Here is a 17,363-nt window from a genome sequence, read left to right on the forward strand (position 1 = left end):
ATATGCAAAGTTTAAAAATGCAGTCTCTAATTAAATTATTGCGTCAGCAGGGAATCAAAGATGAGCGTGTCTTAACAGCTTTTGCCTCTATACCACGAGAACACTTTATCGACGAGGCTCTATCCCATCAGGCTTATGATAATTGTTCTTTACCGATAGGGAGTGGGCAAACCATTTCACAACCTTATATCGTTGCAAAGATGACCGAGCTATTACGTTTAGAACCTAACTCAAAAGTGCTTGAAATTGGAACTGGATCTGGTTATCAAACGGCAATTTTAGCCAAATTAGTTAACCACGTTTGTTCGGTTGAAAGAATTAAAAGTTTACAATGGAATACTAAACGTCGTTTAAAACAATTAGACATTCACAATATTTCTACTCGACATGGAGATGGTTGGTTAGGATGGCCGGAACGTGGTCCATTTGATGGTATTATTGTCACTGCTGCTGCAACACAGGTACCACAGAGTCTTTTAGATCAGTTAGCGAATAAAGGGCGCTTAGTCATCCCTGTTGGTGATGAAGACAATCAAGTTCTTCAATTAATAAAACGCAGTGGTGACGGTTTTATTGTAAAAAATGTCGAAGATGTTAAATTTGTCCCACTTATTAAAGGTGATATTGAATAACAAAGCCTTATTAATAACTTTAATGAGCTCGTTGATATTTAAGATTGAATACTCAGTATTTTTTGACTGATCTTATATTACTGTGTTTTGTTATTTTTAATAATATAAACAAATAGTGATTGATTAGATTTTGCTGATTTTCTTTTGAATATTATCCACCATACTCATGGGTACCTATCTTTATAGCAATGGCAACTAAAGTGATGACTATTTAATTAAAAAATTCTAATTGTTGGCTGGTGAAATCTTTCGATTATTAATTTCTAAATATCATTGAATAGATATAAAATTATCCATGCTGTTTGCATGGATAATTTTTTACTGAAACGTATGCATTTTCTGAAACTTTTTGACAGACATATTTATTGTGTTTGTTCAGAATTTCTCCACTCACAAATACCATAAATTGCATTAAATAGATAAATTAAATATTGTGCAGCAATAACGATGTTATCTGTATAAATATTAAGACCAATTACCAACACATTTAGTATCACCCAAAAATACCAATTGAATGAGTAACGCATCATCAACAATAATTGGGCAACAATCCCTAATCCAAAGATAAAGCAGTTAGTTATAAGCTGATAACTACTATTGTTGACTTCAAGCGATTCAGTGATATAAATATTTAAAAATACTGCTGCAATAAGGGCGATAATGGCACATAAAAAATTACTTTCGCTCAAGGTTCTGGATTTAACATTTTTATTGTTATCTTGATTTTTTTGCCAATTAATTAAGCCATAAATGTGTGAACCAAAATAGCAAATACTTGGTAAGCCAGCACCAATATTACCATTAAGAAAGTTAGCTGAGCATTCAGCAACATTAGCTAACATGCCCATCACATTTCCCATATTTTTACGTTTGGCCAATAATATTACACAGATCAATCCACAAAAAGCACCAATATAGGAAATGGTATAACGAAGATTAAATTGACTAAATGGGTCGGTGTATAAAAAGGCCAACGTTACACATATTATGCAAAAAAGTGGATAGAATTTGTTTCGTCCAATAAATATTATAAGTTGATTTAATTTATTCATAATTAATACTCTTCATTGTTGATAAGTTGATTGACTAAATCAATACAACATAAATAGCGTTCTTCATAATTAGGTGAATCTATTCGAATATAGTTAATGTTATTTTTTTCTAAAATTGAGATGAGCAACTGTTGAAAGTCTTTACGCTGTTTCGGACTTCCCAAGTGGCGTAAGCCGTCGGCTACCCAAGGTGTATTGTTGCCAAGCAATATAACTAGATCAAAACGGTAGTTGTTAATCATTGCTTGTAAAAATGGGTGTTCTTTACCTTCATATTTTTTACAGAAAGCTTGAGTCGTGACAAAATCAGTATCAATAAATGAGACTTTATTGGCATGTTTTATTGCAAAATCAATATATTGTGCATGGCCTAGTGCAATTTTATCGTAATCTGCATATTGTAATGCCCGTTCGTCTCCGCCTAATTGAGAAAAAACGTAATCTCGCCCATATTCCCAAGCGCTGGTAGTATTAAATACATTAGCTAATTTATTGACTAGTGTTGATTTACCACTTGATTCGCCTCCTAAAATCGCCACTGTTCTAACAAAGAATGGTCTGACTTCAGTTGGAATGTATTGCCAATTTTTGAGGGGTGCTTTGCGAATTTGGGTACCACTAACTTTCATAAATTCTCTGTGAGGATCGATAAGTACCGTATTTAAATTAAATAACTCCTTGTACATGGTAACATCTTGGGGTTCGCTTGAATAAACGCATTCAGGTTCGATGCCTTTTTCTTTAAACAGCTTTTTGACGCGCTCACTCCATTGCTGCCAACCATTTGGATAGGCAGGGATACCATCTTCTTCTAATAATTCAATGTGAATATTTTTTTGATACTTAAAAGTTTGTAATAGCCAACGAATTCGATCATTGATTGTTGGTTGCCGAGACATGGCACTTTCTTCAAATAATGCCATATCACGTTCTGTATCGGAACAAAGAATCACATATAACTCATCGACTTGACTTATTGCACGTTGAATAAGGTGAATATGTCCAGTATGTAATGGATAAAATTTACCAAAAATGACTCCCACTTTTTTGTTTTTAGTTGGTTGTTCAATTTGCAAATATTGGTGAAGCGATTGTAATTTTTGCGCACTTGGATTTTTGATTTTATCGTTAGCGAGTTGACTTAAATAACCTTTAGTCATTTGACAAGCATCGGCAACGGTTTGTAATGATAAATTCCTACGTTTGATTGCTTTTTTTAAATAACTGAAGCTATTCATAGTGTTTCCTTATATTTTGTTTTTTATTTTTAACAAAATATACATTTTTTTAATCAAATGTTCAATATATAAAACTAAATTAATTTTTTATTTAACACAAAATTAAATTTTATGGAAATTTAAGCAGAAATAGCCAATACTATTTTAAGTACGGTTATCATGGATAGATATGCGATACAGACATGTTTATAACATGAATATATTTAAATAATTAAAATATAAAATTATTAAAAAAGGGACAGTATGAAAATTCAAAAAATAGTTTTTTTAATTGCATTAGTTTCAGGTAGTGCTTTTGCCGATAATAATATCACTTTAAATAAAGTGACTTTATTTTTTCAAGGTGCCGAATTACAAGGTCAAGCAATGGTATCACTAAAGAAAGGTGAAAGTGAAATAGTTTTAACTGGAATTGCAGATGGTATTAGACCAAACTCTATAAATGTTGGATTTGATGTTAATAGTAACGTAGAAATATTATCCGTATCATTAGACGAAAAGCATCCAAAAACTTATGAAAATAGTAGTCAAATCAGTGCATTAAATCAACAATTGCAACAGTTACAAAAAAAGTTTGATACAACTGAAATTCAGTTAAAAGCTGTAAATGAGCAAATTGAACTTTTGAAAGGCAATCGATTAGAAAAATTAACTAAAATTGATAATGATGATTTAGCTCAATTAAAAAAAGTGATGGATTTTATCAAAACTAATTTGGTTGTTGCATTAGATGAACAATATCAGTTACAACAAGAAATTGAACAATTAACCTTTCAGATAACTGAATGCCAAACTAAAATCGACAAACAAAAGCAAGCTCAAGAGGCTTTAGTTAGTGCTGTTGTCGTAAAAGTTCATGCTCAAAATGACATTACATTACCCGTTACGCTTTCTTATATAACTAAAAACGCAGGTTGGAAGCCTGTTTATGATATTCGCGTTAAAGATATTGATTCTCCATTACATTTAACCTATAAAGCTGATATTTACCAAAATAGCGGTATAGATTGGAAAGATATTAATTTTAGCTTGTCAACGTCTCTACCTACAGATAACCTAAAGTCATCGGAATTATGGTTATGGCATATTGACACTTATTCAGAAAAAGGTGGGTTCTTTTTTTCTAAAATTGGTTATGATGAAAAGAGCGAAAAAGAATCAAGATCGAGAAGACCATCGGATGAAGATTTTCCTAATGAGTTGGGTGTGAATACTCAGTTTGAAGTTAATTTGCCCTATACCATTAAAACAAACAATCAAAGTGACTTATTAACATTACAAGATAAAGAAGTGAAAGCCCAATACCATTATGTGGCAACACCAAAAATAGATAATAACGTTTATTTGGAAGCACAAATTGCAGATTGGGATAAACTTAATTTATTACCTGGTCAATCATCAATATTTTTTAATGGTAAATATATAGGTAAAAGCTTTATTAATACAATATTTGCTGAAGAGACTCTAGATCTTTATTTAGGTAAAGATAGAAATATTTCACTTTCACGCTATCGAGATAATAGTGAAACCTTAAAACCTGTGTCGGTGGGTAATGATGTTTCACAAAGATATGCCTATACGATTGATGTAAAAAATGGCAAGTCGATGCCAATAAATTTAGTTGTCTATGATCAGCTCCCAGTTATTATCAATAAAATCGTAACGCTTGATGATATTAAGTATACCGGTGCAAGTTATGATAAAAAAACAGGATTAATAAAATGGAAGTTTGATTTGAATCCGAATGAGACTAAAAAACTTAATTTAAGCTTCAAACTCACTTATCCAAAAGATAAAGTTAACGATATAATGGGACTAAAAGTTAATAACTGAACATATCCCATGTTAATAGAATGGTTAACCCAATTTGAACAAAATAGCCAAATCAGTTTACTTGATATTCATTTAGCTCTGTTTTTAACCGATAAAGCAGAGCTAGATGATGATATTACAGCTAAACGTTTTAGTTTTTTAGTCTTATCACTGAGTAAAGAAGTGAGAGCAGGTCATGTCTGTCTTGATCTGACTAATTTAAATCAACAATTCATTGAACCACAATTATGGCAGGATTTGGGGGCACCGAGTGAACAAGCTTGGCAAGCTGTACTTGAACAAGCTGAAAGTAAACACGTTGTGAGTGATGGCAGAAACTTATCACCCCTTATTTTTACCCAAAATAAACTCTATTTTCAGCGTATGTGGTTTGATGAAGTCAATGTAGCTCAATATTTTAATCACACAACACTTGCCCAAGAATCCAATTATTTAATTGACTTAAATGTAATTCTCAATCAGCTTTTTAGCAATAATGTAGAGTCTATCGATTGGCAAAAAGTTGCCGTGGCAGTTGCATTAACCCGTAAAGTAGCCATTATTTCTGGTGGGCCGGGAACGGGGAAAACCACAACAGTTGCAAAAATACTTGCTGCAATTAGACAAACAAATCCTAAAGCTCGATTAGTTACATCCGCACCTACAGGTAAAGCGGCGTCAAGATTAACTGAATCGCTAAGTCGAGCAATTGAACAGCTTTCCTTATCACCTTTAAATATTAATACAGAATCAATTACTTTGCATCGCTTATTGGGCGCCAAAGCGGATAATCGCTCGTTCACGTATGATAAAGATAATCCACTCAACTTGGATGTATTAGTGATAGACGAAGCATCAATGGTAGACTTAAATATGATGGCGAGAGTAATAGATGCGTTACCATCCTCAGCACGCTTAATTTTACTTGGTGATAAAGATCAACTTTCATCGGTCGAAGCAGGTGCTGTATTTGGTGATCTCTGTGCATTTATTACGGATGGATACAGCGAATTACGAGCTAAAGAGTTAAGCCAAGTGACAGGTTATGACGTGCCAATTTCAGAGCAAACAGCCAACATTACTGACAGTATTTGCTTATTACAGAAGAGTTATCGATTTGATGAGGCATCGGGTATCGGTTTACTTGCTAATGCGGTAAAAGATGGGAAATCAGGTGTTGTTAAACAATTATTAAACAATGCTTCATTGAGTGATATTAAGTATCAGGAACTTTCATCTCAGCAAGCCTACCAAGCTGTTTTACATGATAGTGTGGATCAATATCAACATTATCTAAATGCAATAAATCAACACGGTGTTGATGATATTGCAACGATTTTAGATAAATTTGCGCAATATCGCTTACTCTGCGCAGTTCGAGAAGGGCAGTTTGGTGTGAGTGGTTTAAATAAGCAAATCGAGTCTTTATTAGCTCAAAAAAAATTCATTCAACTTAAGAATGACGAAGCTTGGTACGTCGGTCGTCCGATTATGATTTTACGCAATAGCATTTCATTAGGACTTTATAATGGTGATATAGGAATTACTTTAAGGGCAGAGCACGACCATTCAAAATTACGAGTCTATTTTCCATTTGCGGACGGTTCGATAAAAGGGTTTTCTCCTTTCCGATTACCTGAGCATGAAACGGCTTATGCAATGACGATCCATAAATCACAAGGTTCAGAATTTGATCATGTAAATATTATTTTGCCAACGGATTATTCACCATTACTTAACCGTTCATTACTTTATACCGCTATCACTCGTGCTAAAAAAACGGTTTCAATTTATGCAACGGAACAAATTCTGCAACAGGCAATAAAATCTCAAACACAAAGGCACAGTGGTTTAGTTAATTTATTATTGAATAAAGGATAAAGTTATATAAATAAAAGTTAGCAGATTGATTATTTTATTAAAGATTAAAAATAAAAAATTAAATAGGCAAGAAGAGAGTACAGGGCATATCGCCCTGTAATTGATATTAATGAATAATTTTAGCTAAGAAGTCTTTAGCACGATCTGATTGTGGATTAGTGAAGAATTGTTCTTTTGAGGTATCTTCAATAATTTCACCCTTATCCATAAAGATAACACGGTGTGCAACTTTACGCGCAAAGCCCATTTCATGAGTAACAACCATCATCGTCATGCCTTCATAAGCAAGTTCAACCATTACATCAAGTACTTCATTAACCATTTCTGGATCAAGCGCTGAGGTTGGTTCGTCAAATAACATAACAATTGGATCCATGCAAAGTGCTCGAGCAATCGCAACACGTTGCTGTTGACCACCAGAAAGCTGGGCAGGGTATTTATCAGCATGAGCAAGTAAACCCACACGTGCTAATAGATTAAGAGCTTTTTCACGAGCCTCTTCATCCGCTCGACCTAATACTTTAATTTGGGCAAGCGTTAAATTTTTTAAAATGGTTAAATGAGGGAAGAGTTCAAAATGTTGAAATACCATACCCACTTTTGATCGTAATTTCGCTAAATTAGTTGCGGGATCGGTTATTTCTGTCCCTTCAATAATGATTTTACCTTGTTGTACGGGTTCTAAACCATTAACAGTTTTGATTAATGTTGATTTACCTGAACCAGAAGGTCCACAAACAACGACAACCTCACCTTTACCTACTCTTGTTGTGCAGTTCTTTAAAACTCGAAATTGTCCATACCATTTTGATATATTTTCTAAGGAGATCATCGATTTATCCCTTTCTTAAAATAATTAACTAACAGTGAAGCAGTAAAACAAATTACAAAATAACTTGCTGCTGCAAAAATAATCATTGAATATTTAACCGTACCGCCTTGAACATTACCAATTTGAGTTACACTTGCACCGAAAAGGTCAATTAAACTCATCACATAAACTAACGAGGTGTCTTGGAATAAGATAATACCTTGAGTTAGTAACAGTGGCACCATAGACCGAAATGCTTGAGGTAAGATAATTAAGCGCATGGCTTGACCTTTAGTCATACCTAAAGCATAAGCAGCATGATATTGGCCTTTGTTCACTGCATTGATACCCGCGCGAATGATTTCTGAATAATAAGCTGCTTCAAAAAGTGCAAAAGCGATCATTGCTGAAACAATACGTACATCCGCATAAGGTGGTAAATTAAATATATATTTAATAACTTGTGGCAATGCTAAATAGAACCATAACAGCACTAATAATAGTGGAATGGAACGAAATAAATTTACGTAGCATTTAGCAAAAATATTAAGCAATTTATTATTTGATAAACGCATTAACGCAAGCATAGTACCCCAAACAATACCAAAAATGACCGCATTAAGGGTGATTTTTGTTGTTAACCATAAACCACTTAATAGTAAATGATAATTATCAAATACCAATGAAGGTATATTTGCAATCCAATCAAAAAGCTGCATATTATCCTCCATGATTCATGTTAGGTAAGCGAGTATGTTTTTCAACAATACGCATAATAGTGAGTACCGCATAATTTATTAGCATAAAGGCGATCGTTACACCACACAAAATTTCGACAATACTATTGGTTGATTCATTAATACGATCAATCTGTCCAATTAAATCTATTAACCCAATTGTTGAAGCAACAGATGAGTTTTTAATAATATTAGTCATTTCTGATGTTAATGGTGGAATAATGCGACGATAAGCATTAGGTAATAAAACGTATCTATATGCTTGACGATTGGTTAAACCAAGTGCGATTGCTGCATATCTTTGGCCTTTAGGCAAAGTTTGAATACCCGTTCTTACTTGCTCGGCAATTCGCGCAGATGTGAACAATCCTAAAGCAGTTGCGGCGATGATGAACGAACTAATATTTGGTGATAAACCAGATACAAACCACGTTCTTAAACTGCCTATCAGAAGTTCAGGAAATAGCATATACCATAAAAACATTTGTACAAGTAAGGGGATATTACGAAATAGCTGAATATAGCTTGCCGCAAAATTACTTAGAAACTTGTTGTCAAGTGTTCTACAGATACCAACCAATGAACCCAGCACAAAGGCGATGATCCATGCTGTAATGGCTAATGAAACGGTCACAAAAATGCCATCTAACAGCCAATTTAAATAAATCCCATCACCATAAGGGGTGGGTTCAAAAAATAGTGTCCAATTAAAACTCATAATATATTTAATTCACTAATTTAGATTATGTACTAAATGCTACGGCATTTAGTACATGGATTAGAAAGATAAGAAAAGTATTAATCTAATGCTTTATCGTTAGGGTTTGCAAAAAGCTCAACCATTTTCGGTGAAATTTCAAGTTCCATATTTGCACCTTTTGGTGGTACTGGTTGAGTGAACCATTTGTTATAAGACTCTAATGCTTTTCCTGATTTTTGGGCTTCAGCAATGGCGTTGTCCATTAGTTGTTTAAATTGAGTGTCACCCTTTCTTAACATACAACCGTAAGATTCATAAGATAAAGGTTCACCAACAATTTTCCACTCAGCAGGATTAATTGCACGTGAACGTTCACCAGCCAATAAAGCATCATCCATTAAAAATGCAGCTGCACGACCAGTTTCAAGTGCATTAAATGCATCACCATGATCTTTTGGGGTAATGATCCGGATACCTAATTTTTCTTTATTGTTGATTTGATTTAAACGGATTTCAGAAGTAGTACCCGCAGTCGTTACTACATTTTTGCCTTTTAAATCTTCAATAGTATTGATATTACTATCTGCTTTAACTAAAAAGCGCGTACCTACAATAAAGATGGTGTCTGAAAAATCAACTGTTTTTTGGCGTTCAAGATTGTTAGTAGTTGAACCACATTCAAAATCGTAAGTATAGTTGTTAAGAAGTTGAATACGTGTCTTAGAAGTAACAGGTAAATATTTTACTTTAAGGTCAGGTAAGTTTAACTCTTTTTTCACTGCATCTACGATTAGATTAGAGTAATCTTGTGAATAGCCAATCACTTCTTGCTTATCGCCATAGTAGGAAAATGGAATAGAAGATTCACGATGACCAACAACAATAACACCACTTTCTTTAATTTTAGCTAACGTGCCAGTAAGTTCTTCAGCTAATGCCGAACCAGTCATTAGACCTAACATTGCAAGTGATAAAACTAATTTGGTTAATTTTGTCTTTTTGTTCATTCTCGTCTCCTACTGTTTGATTTGTATCATATTAAATTTATTTAATATTTTTACAAAGGGCGTATATTATAACTTATTTTTTAGCATAAAAGTACTTTTTACTGTTTATTTATATATCATTGGCTCCAAATGCGTAGCTATAATTATGCTTTATAAGCAATTATTTCTGAACATGATTTTATTTGAAACTAGGTATAGTTAAGCAATATTTATGCCATTATCGTAAATTATGAACGTCTTTTTATAAATATTGGGATACACATTAATATCATGAACAATAAATAAGGTTTATTTCCCCATCTAGCATAAGGAGTTAGGCCAGTAGTTGGTGATAGACTCTCAGTTAAAACAGTGGTGGTAAATGCTGGAATTTGTTTTATGATTCTTCCTTGCTGGTTAATTATTGCGGTAATACCATTATTAGTACTGCGAATTAATGGACGACCAAACTCTAATGCTCTAGCTTGTGCCATTTGCAAATGCTGTTTTGGACCAATACTATCACCAAACCAAGCATCATTTGAGACAGTGAGTAAAAAATCTGTATCAGGCTTAAAGTTTTCCCATATAAGATCGGATAAAATTACTTCATAACAGATAGCGGTTGTGAATTTAAACCCTTTCATGGTTAATTGGGGCTGTGTTTCATCGCCTGCTTTCATTGAAGACATTGGAATATTAAGCAGATCAGTAATGGGTTCAAGTAAAGATTCAAATGGTGTAAATTCACCAAATGGTACTAAATGATGTTTTTGATAACGATGAGCTGTTGGGTATTGATAGGGTTCTTTTTTGCCCAATACAATTAACGAATTATAAATATTACCTTTATTTCGATTGTCTGGTTCATTAAAACGATAATCAATAATACCAACGGCAATTTCAGAATCATTCGCTCTTGCTTGATTATCTAGATAATATAAAAAAGGTTGTTGATTGGTTTCAAAATCTGTAATGCTGGCTTCTGACCATATTATAATCTTATCTTTACCAAAACTTTGTTGGGTAAGTTGATAATAGGTTTCTAAAGTATTATTTAATTGTTCACTGCTCCACCTTAAAGTTTGTGGAATATTGCCCTGAATTAATGAAAAATTCGCTATACGATGATGATCAACTTCGGTCCAGTTTTTATCTTTGAATAAAATTGGTGCAATGAAGATCGTTAATAGTGCAATTATTGCACCAAGCGCGTGCTTTTGGGATTGATGTTGCTTAATTTTATAAAAACTGTAAATAGCTAGTCCACATAAAAAACAAGTTAGCAAATTCACACCATCTATACCAACGATAGGAAAATAGACCCGCAGTGGGCTATCAAGTTGGCTATAACCAAGTTGTAACCAAGAAAAACCCGTTAAAATGTAACCACGTAAAAATTCGGTACATTGCCATAAGATAGGTGCAGCTAATGCCAATTGCTTGAATGAAAATTGAGGTGCTAAACGATCTGCATTTCTAAGTAAAAAAGCAAATAACATCGGGTAAAGTGACAAATATAGGATCAGAAAGCCTAGTATCACCATTGCAATAGGTGTAGGTAGTTCCCCATATTGTTTAATACTGATATAAACCCAATGGACTCCTGAGGTAAAATAACCAATTCCCCAAGTCAATCCTAATAACATTGCTTGTTTTTTAGTTTTATTCGCAATAAGCCATAATAGGCCAGCAAAAGAGATAAATGCTAAAGGCCAAATATGAAAGGGAGCATAACTAAAAACAGCGATGCAACCGTAAATAAAACTTAGTAGCAGATATTTAAGCATGTTATGGCAACTCTAAATTAGGCACTGTGGCATCTTCCGGAATAGTTACATGCAGTTGGATGATACGTCTTTTATCGGCTATGGTTACTTTAAATTGATAACCGTCAATGATTATACTTTCACCACGTAAAGGTAAGCGTCCAAAATGTTGCATTACCAAACCACCAATCGTATCCATTTCGTCATCACTAAAATGTGTCGCAAAAATTTCGTTAAAATCTTCTACAGGAGTGAGCGCACGTACGGTGTAAACCAAAGGAGATAAGCGACGAACATCCCGATCTTCAACTTCATCATATTCATCTTCAATATCACCTACAATGAGCTCTAAAATATCTTCAATTGTAACAAGACCTGATACGCCACCAAATTCATCAATCGCTATTGCCATATGGTAACGTTGCATACGAAACTCTTTTAACATATGATCAACACGTTTACTTTCTGGCACAATAACCGTTGGCCGTAGTATCTTTTTTAAATCGAAACCGTCAATACCTTGGCGGATAAATATGAGTAAATCTTTCGCCAGTAACACACCTTCAATGTGGTCTCTATCTTCACTAATGACAGGATAACGAGAGTGACCATGTTCAGAAATAATATCTAAGCATTGATCAAGTGAATAATTGTCTTTGATAGTAACAATTTGTGAGCGGGGGATCATAATATCGCGAATGCGTTGTTCGGCTATATCCATGACACCTTCAATCATATCAAGTGTGTCTGGATCGATAAGCTCGTTTTCTTCAGCTTCGCGTATAACTTCAATCAGTTCTTCTTTATCTTTGGGTTCTGAATGAAATAACTGACTTAACCATAAGGCAAACCCTTTTTTGGATCTCCGGGGATTATCATCGCTCATTTGCTTTTTCCTTTACTAATTTATTGTATTTAATTATTTTTACTTCAGTTTAGTTATCATCAATGATGATAACTAAACACAGTTATTCGTCAATCGGTTGATATGGATTATTAAATCCTAGCTGTTGCATTATATCAATTTCGATATTTTCCATTTCTTCGGCTTCTTCGTCAAGAATATGATCATATCCTAATAGATGCAAACACCCATGCACGATCATATGTGCCCAATGTGAAGTTAACGATTTATGTTGTTCTTTCGCTTCAGCTTCCACCACTTGTTTGCAAATAATCAAATCACCCAACAGTGGTACCTCAATTTCAATCGGTGATTCAAATGGAAAAGAGAGTACATTGGTGGGTTTATCTTTGTGGCGGTATGTATTATTTAACTGCTGGCTTTCTTGTTCATCCACAATTCGGATAGTGATTTCAGCATTATCCATAAATTGAGGCAAAATCACGTTTAACCATTGCATAATTTGCTCTTCAGTTGGCAAATTTTGGTTATCGTCTGTAGCTATTTGCAAATCTAAAATAATTGCACTCATTTTACTGTGTTTACCTAATTTATTTATTCACGATGATAAGGATGGTTAGTGGTTAAGCTCCATGCTCGATAAAGGCTTTCTGCGACAATGACACGCACTAAAGGATGTGGAAGCGTAAGAGGCGAGAGCGACCAGCTCTGCTCTGCCGCGGCTTTGCAAGCAGGAGATAAGCCTTCAGGCCCCCCAATGAGCAAGCTCACATCACGGCCATCGGTTTTCCAACGTTCTAACTGTTGTGCTAAATTATGCGTAGTGTAAGGTTTACCTGGAATATCTAATGTGATAATGCAGTTGCCTTTACCGCAATTTGCTAACATTTGTTCGCCTTCTTTATCTAAAATTCGGGCAATATCTGCATTTTTAGTTCGTTTTCCAGCTGGAATTTCGATAAGTTCTAGTGGCATATCTTTAGGGAAGCGCGAACGATAATCTTCAAAAGCGGTGGTAACCCAACTTGGCATTTTGTTGCCAACAGCGATAAGCTGTATCTTCACGCCACTAACTCCAAAGTTTTTCGAGTTCGTAAAGTTGACGGGTTTCTTCTTGCATAATATGTACAATGACTGAATCCATATCAACCACTACCCAATCAGCATCATTTTTGCCCTCGCTACCTAAAACAAGAAGCCCATGTTTTTTCGCTTCATCAAGTAAATGCCCAGCAATGGATGAGACATGACGGTTTGAAGTGCCCGTACAGACAATCATATAATCGGTAATGCTTGATTTACCACGCACATCTAAGGTAACAATATCTTTGCCTTTTAGATCATCAATCTTATCGATAATAAAATCTTGTAACGACTGTTGCAAAATAATCTCTCTATCATAAAAAATTAAAGCATCAGTATATCATATTTTTAAAAAATAACGGTGAAGATAACATTGACCTTGTATATTTTGTCAAGAAGTTTCAGATTCACTATACGTTTGAGTAAAAATTATTTCATCAATTCAACTATTAAGAGCAATTACTCTATCAAATAATGGATTATCCGTTAAACGATGGGTAACCATAATTAACGTTTTATTTTTACAAGTTTGTTTGATCAATTGAATAATTTGTTGCTCGGTCTGCTGATCAAGGCTTTCTGTTGGTTCATCCATCAAAATGAGTGGAGAGTTGTGCAGTAAAGCTCTGGCAATACCGATACGACGAATTTCACCACCCGATAAAGCGCGACCACCTTGACCGATAGGCAAATTCAAACCTTGATCTGTATTTAACAATTTTTCAAGTTCAACTTGTTTTAAGACTTCGATAAGTTGTTGCTCAGTAGCTTGTGCATTGCCTATCAACAAGTTTTGCCTTAAGGTATCACTAAAAATTGCAATAACTTGCGGTACCATCGCAATCGCCTGTCGTAAGGTTTTTTCGTCCAATAGATTCAATGGTGTACCATTAAAATAGATATTGCCTGAGGTGGGTTCCCAAGCGCGATTAACGAGATTTAATAATGTTGATTTACCGCACCCAGTTTTTCCAATTAATCCAATATGTTCCCCTTGATTAACCGTTAACGAAAAATCTGTTAATACCGCGAAAGGTTGATTGGGATAACTAAAATTGATGTTTTCAAATTGTAGCGTTGCTGAACTTAAATCAACTTTTTTGCTTTCACTTTCCGAGACAAATTTAATATCAGGTGTTTGATTAAAAATTGCTGTTGTGCGAGTAGCGGAGGTTAATACTTGCCCTAAAAAGATAAACGCGCCAGGAATTGGTGCTAGAATTTCGGCACTGGCAAGACTCACAAATACAAATAAGGCAACTAGAGGTGAAAGGGTATATTGCGTAATTAACCAAAGAACCAATAGAGTTAAAAAGCCAGCGATCAATAATACTAATGCACTTGAAAGTGCCATTAAAGTTGATTGCTGCTGTTGATTACGAAGCCAATTTGTTTCCAGTTCATCGAGTTTGTGACGATAGCGTGATTGAGCATTGAAAAGAGTAAGTTCAGCTTGTCCTTGTAAATAATTGATCAGTAATAAGCGATATTCACTTTGTTGCTTTGCTAAGTTCTTGCCCAGTTCTTTTCCTGCTTGGTAAAAAATAACGGGTACGACTAATAAAGTAAGGGTCAGAATAATAGTGATAACAAGCGCTACCGGTAGATTGATATTACTTAGAACAATAAAGATTATACCAATCGTGAGCAAAGCGGTCACAATAGGCGAAAACAGTTTGAGATAAAGATGATCCAGCGCATCAATATCAACAATAAAGCGGTTAAGTAAATCGGCTCTTTGATATTGAGCTAACTGATTGGCACTCAGCGGTAAAATCTTACGAAAAGCTAATGTCCTTAAATAGGCCAAGATCTTAAATGTCGTATTATGATCCACCAAGCGTTCCATATAGCGTGCTGCTGTGCGAGTAATTGCTGCCCCACGCACTCCCGCTGCCGGTAACATATAGTTAAAAGTATATAAGCCAGCAACCCCAACAACTGCCGTTGAAGCTAGAAACCAACCCGATAAAGAGAGTAAAAATACACTAGTAAAAAGAGTCAAAAGCGCTAAAGATAGACCACACAAAATTTGCCAAAAATAGTGTTTATACAGTGCGATATAAGGACGTAATATGGCTAACATAAATCCTCCTTGCTATCACAATGTAACTGACCATCTGCTAACTGCCAAACTTGGTTATAAATGTGCATATCATCGGTTTGATGGGTTATGGTAATTGTATTTGGTGCAATATGTTGTTGATCTATATTTTGCATGGTATGTCTATCTAGGCTTGCTGTAGGCTCATCAAGAATGAGCAATTGACATGGTTTTAACATTGCTCGAGCGATTGCTACACGTTGTGCTTGTCCGACTGACAAACGCACTGCGTCTTCACCTACTTGGGTATCTAATCCTTGAGGTAATTTATCAATAACAGACACTAACTGGGTTTTGGCAATTACAGTTTCAATTTCATCATCAGAAGCATTCGGTTTTCCTAATAAAATATTTTCACGCACTGAGCCATTAATAAGATAAGGACTCTGTCCGATCCAACTGATTTGTTGTTGCCAATGGGTAATATCTAATTGATTAAATTCGATCCCATTAATCTTTAACGAACCCTGATAAGGTAAAAAGCCAAGCAAAACTTGCATTAACGAAGTTTTACCTTCACCACTTTTACCGACTAAAGCTAATTTAAAAGGTGTTTGTAAAGCGAATGATAATGGTCCAACAATGGGTTGCTGTTCGCTAGACAGTACAATCAAATTACTTGCTTCAATAGTATGTAATGGTTGATTGATTTGAATTGGGTTGGCATCATGATGAGCTTGATTTAACAAGACATCTTTACTTAAAAAAGCTTCAATATTGTCCGCTGCTGCAATGGCTTCAGCTTTGGCATGGTAGTAAGTTCCTAAATCGCGTAATGGTTGAAAATATTCGGGAGCTAAAATTAACGTAAAAAAACCCGCAAATAAGGTCACAGGACCATTATATGAACCGAAATTAAATTCACCTAAATACGAAAAACCAAAATACACCGCTACGATGGCGATCGAAATTGACGTAAAAAATTCCAACACAGCTGAGGATAAAAAAGCCATTTTTAATACTTGCATGGTTTTAACGCGAAAGTCTTCGGATGCTTGAGCAATTTCGTTGGCTTGTTTTTCTCCTTGATTAAATAGACGGATAGTATTAAGTCCTTTTAAGCGATCTAAAAAGTGACCACTTAAATATGCCAGAGCTTTAAAATGACGACGGTTAATATCTGCTGCGCCCATACCAACTAAAATCATAAAGATTGGAATCAGTGGGGCAGTACATAACAAGATAGCGGCTGCTGCCCAGTTAAACGGTAAAATAGCAATACAAATTAAAATTGGGACGATACTGACTAAACGCATTTGTGGCAGATAACGAGCAAAAAAGTCATGCAGATTTTCTACTTGCTCTATAAGTAACGTGCTCCAAGCGCCTGTAGTACTTTGATTTAAATAAGCAGGGCCATAAGCTTCAAGTTGATTAATTAAGTCATTGCGAATTTGTTTTCGTACCTTTTTCCCTAGTGCAAAGTTGATCTTTTCGCGCACATACATTAACAGCGCTCTACCTAATAAAATAATAATAAGTGAGCCAAAGTAAGGTAGGATATCGACAAAATGTTGTTGCTCAATAATCAGTTTTTGTAAAATAACAGCGAGTAGAGCCGCTTGCATAATAACCAATAAAGTCAATGCAAAACCAGTTAAAGCAGAAGCACGCAAATCTGCTTTATGCATTTTTGCATGCTGTTTCAACCAGCCAAGTAGATAAGTTTGACGTTTTTTATCTAGTGACATGA

General features: G+C 34.8%; 16 protein-coding genes. 3 read left to right on the forward strand and 13 right to left on the reverse strand.

Annotated features, from left to right (window positions below; all coding sequences use genetic code 11):
- Positions 1–2 precede the first annotated feature (2 nt).
- Positions 3–632, forward strand: coding sequence for a protein-L-isoaspartate(D-aspartate) O-methyltransferase (locus tag AC5LW9_RS04765; RefSeq protein WP_086309085.1), 630 nt, complete (start codon positions 3–5; stop codon positions 630–632).
- Positions 633–994: 362 nt separating this feature from the next.
- On the opposite strand, the gene pnuC is transcribed toward AC5LW9_RS04765, so the two are convergent.
- Positions 995–1,684, reverse strand: a complete 690-nt coding sequence (pnuC, locus tag AC5LW9_RS04770) for a nicotinamide riboside transporter PnuC (protein ID WP_086327552.1) — start codon at positions 1,682–1,684, stop codon at positions 995–997.
- Positions 1,685–1,686: 2 nt separating this feature from the next.
- Positions 1,687–2,922: a multifunctional transcriptional regulator/nicotinamide-nucleotide adenylyltransferase/ribosylnicotinamide kinase NadR gene (gene nadR / locus AC5LW9_RS04775; RefSeq protein ID WP_198228766.1), complete on the reverse strand. Its 1,236-nt coding sequence runs from the start codon at positions 2,920–2,922 to the stop codon at positions 1,687–1,689.
- 243 nt (positions 2,923–3,165) lie between these two features.
- Here nadR and AC5LW9_RS04780 point away from each other — a divergent pair, with 243 nt between their 5' ends.
- Together AC5LW9_RS04780 and recD are read left to right on the forward strand one after the other, a co-directional pair.
- Positions 3,166–4,755, forward strand: a complete 1,590-nt coding sequence (locus AC5LW9_RS04780) for a DUF4139 domain-containing protein (protein WP_493456410.1) — start codon at positions 3,166–3,168, stop codon at positions 4,753–4,755.
- Between the two features lie 9 nt (positions 4,756–4,764).
- The gene (recD, locus tag AC5LW9_RS04785) at positions 4,765–6,615 is read left to right on the forward strand and encodes an exodeoxyribonuclease V subunit alpha (RefSeq protein ID WP_334323545.1); all 1,851 of its coding nucleotides are present in this window, start codon (positions 4,765–4,767) and stop codon (positions 6,613–6,615) included.
- 106 nt (positions 6,616–6,721) lie between these two features.
- Here recD and AC5LW9_RS04790 read toward each other — a convergent pair whose 3' ends face one another.
- From AC5LW9_RS04790 to cydD, 11 genes are all read right to left on the reverse strand, one after another.
- A complete protein-coding gene (locus tag AC5LW9_RS04790) occupies positions 6,722–7,447 on the reverse strand; it encodes an amino acid ABC transporter ATP-binding protein (protein WP_334322227.1) in 726 nt (241 codons plus the stop codon).
- Positions 7,444–8,145, reverse strand: a complete 702-nt coding sequence (locus AC5LW9_RS04795) for an ABC transporter permease subunit (protein ID WP_039128854.1) — start codon at positions 8,143–8,145, stop codon at positions 7,444–7,446. The genes AC5LW9_RS04790 and AC5LW9_RS04795 overlap by 4 nt, the downstream gene beginning before the upstream one ends.
- A 1-nt stretch (position 8,146) precedes the next feature.
- Positions 8,147–8,881: an amino acid ABC transporter permease gene (locus AC5LW9_RS04800; protein WP_039128850.1), complete on the reverse strand. Its 735-nt coding sequence runs from the start codon at positions 8,879–8,881 to the stop codon at positions 8,147–8,149.
- Between the two features lie 80 nt (positions 8,882–8,961).
- The gene (locus AC5LW9_RS04805) at positions 8,962–9,870 is read right to left on the reverse strand and encodes a glutamate/aspartate ABC transporter substrate-binding protein (protein WP_039128847.1); all 909 of its coding nucleotides are present in this window, start codon (positions 9,868–9,870) and stop codon (positions 8,962–8,964) included.
- 227 nt (positions 9,871–10,097) lie between these two features.
- Entirely contained in the window at positions 10,098–11,639 is a 1,542-nt protein-coding gene (lnt, locus tag AC5LW9_RS04810) for an apolipoprotein N-acyltransferase (RefSeq protein WP_334324706.1), read from the reverse strand.
- Between the two features lies 1 nt (position 11,640).
- Entirely contained in the window at positions 11,641–12,504 is an 864-nt protein-coding gene (gene corC, locus AC5LW9_RS04815; protein ID WP_039128840.1) for a CNNM family magnesium/cobalt transport protein CorC, read from the reverse strand.
- Between the two features lie 82 nt (positions 12,505–12,586).
- Positions 12,587–13,054, reverse strand: a complete 468-nt coding sequence (gene ybeY / locus AC5LW9_RS04820; RefSeq protein WP_039128837.1) for an rRNA maturation RNase YbeY — start codon at positions 13,052–13,054, stop codon at positions 12,587–12,589.
- 23 nt (positions 13,055–13,077) lie between these two features.
- Positions 13,078–13,548, reverse strand: a complete 471-nt coding sequence (rlmH, locus tag AC5LW9_RS04825) for a 23S rRNA (pseudouridine(1915)-N(3))-methyltransferase RlmH (RefSeq protein ID WP_025314901.1) — start codon at positions 13,546–13,548, stop codon at positions 13,078–13,080.
- Between the two features lie 4 nt (positions 13,549–13,552).
- Positions 13,553–13,870 carry a ribosome silencing factor gene (gene rsfS / locus AC5LW9_RS04830; protein ID WP_086326647.1) on the reverse strand — a complete coding sequence of 106 codons (318 nt, stop codon included), beginning with the start codon at positions 13,868–13,870 and terminating at the stop codon, positions 13,553–13,555.
- Positions 13,871–14,008: 138 nt separating this feature from the next.
- The gene (gene cydC, locus AC5LW9_RS04835; protein ID WP_334320013.1) at positions 14,009–15,652 is read right to left on the reverse strand and encodes a heme ABC transporter ATP-binding protein/permease CydC; all 1,644 of its coding nucleotides are present in this window, start codon (positions 15,650–15,652) and stop codon (positions 14,009–14,011) included.
- Positions 15,646–17,361, reverse strand: coding sequence for a heme ABC transporter permease/ATP-binding protein CydD (cydD, locus tag AC5LW9_RS04840; protein ID WP_493456411.1), 1,716 nt, complete (start codon positions 17,359–17,361; stop codon positions 15,646–15,648). Before cydD ends, cydC begins: the two co-directional genes overlap by 7 nt.
- Between the last annotated feature and the right edge of the window lie 2 nt (positions 17,362–17,363).

It is taken from the genome of Gilliamella sp. LMG 34360 (assembly GCF_984568995.1).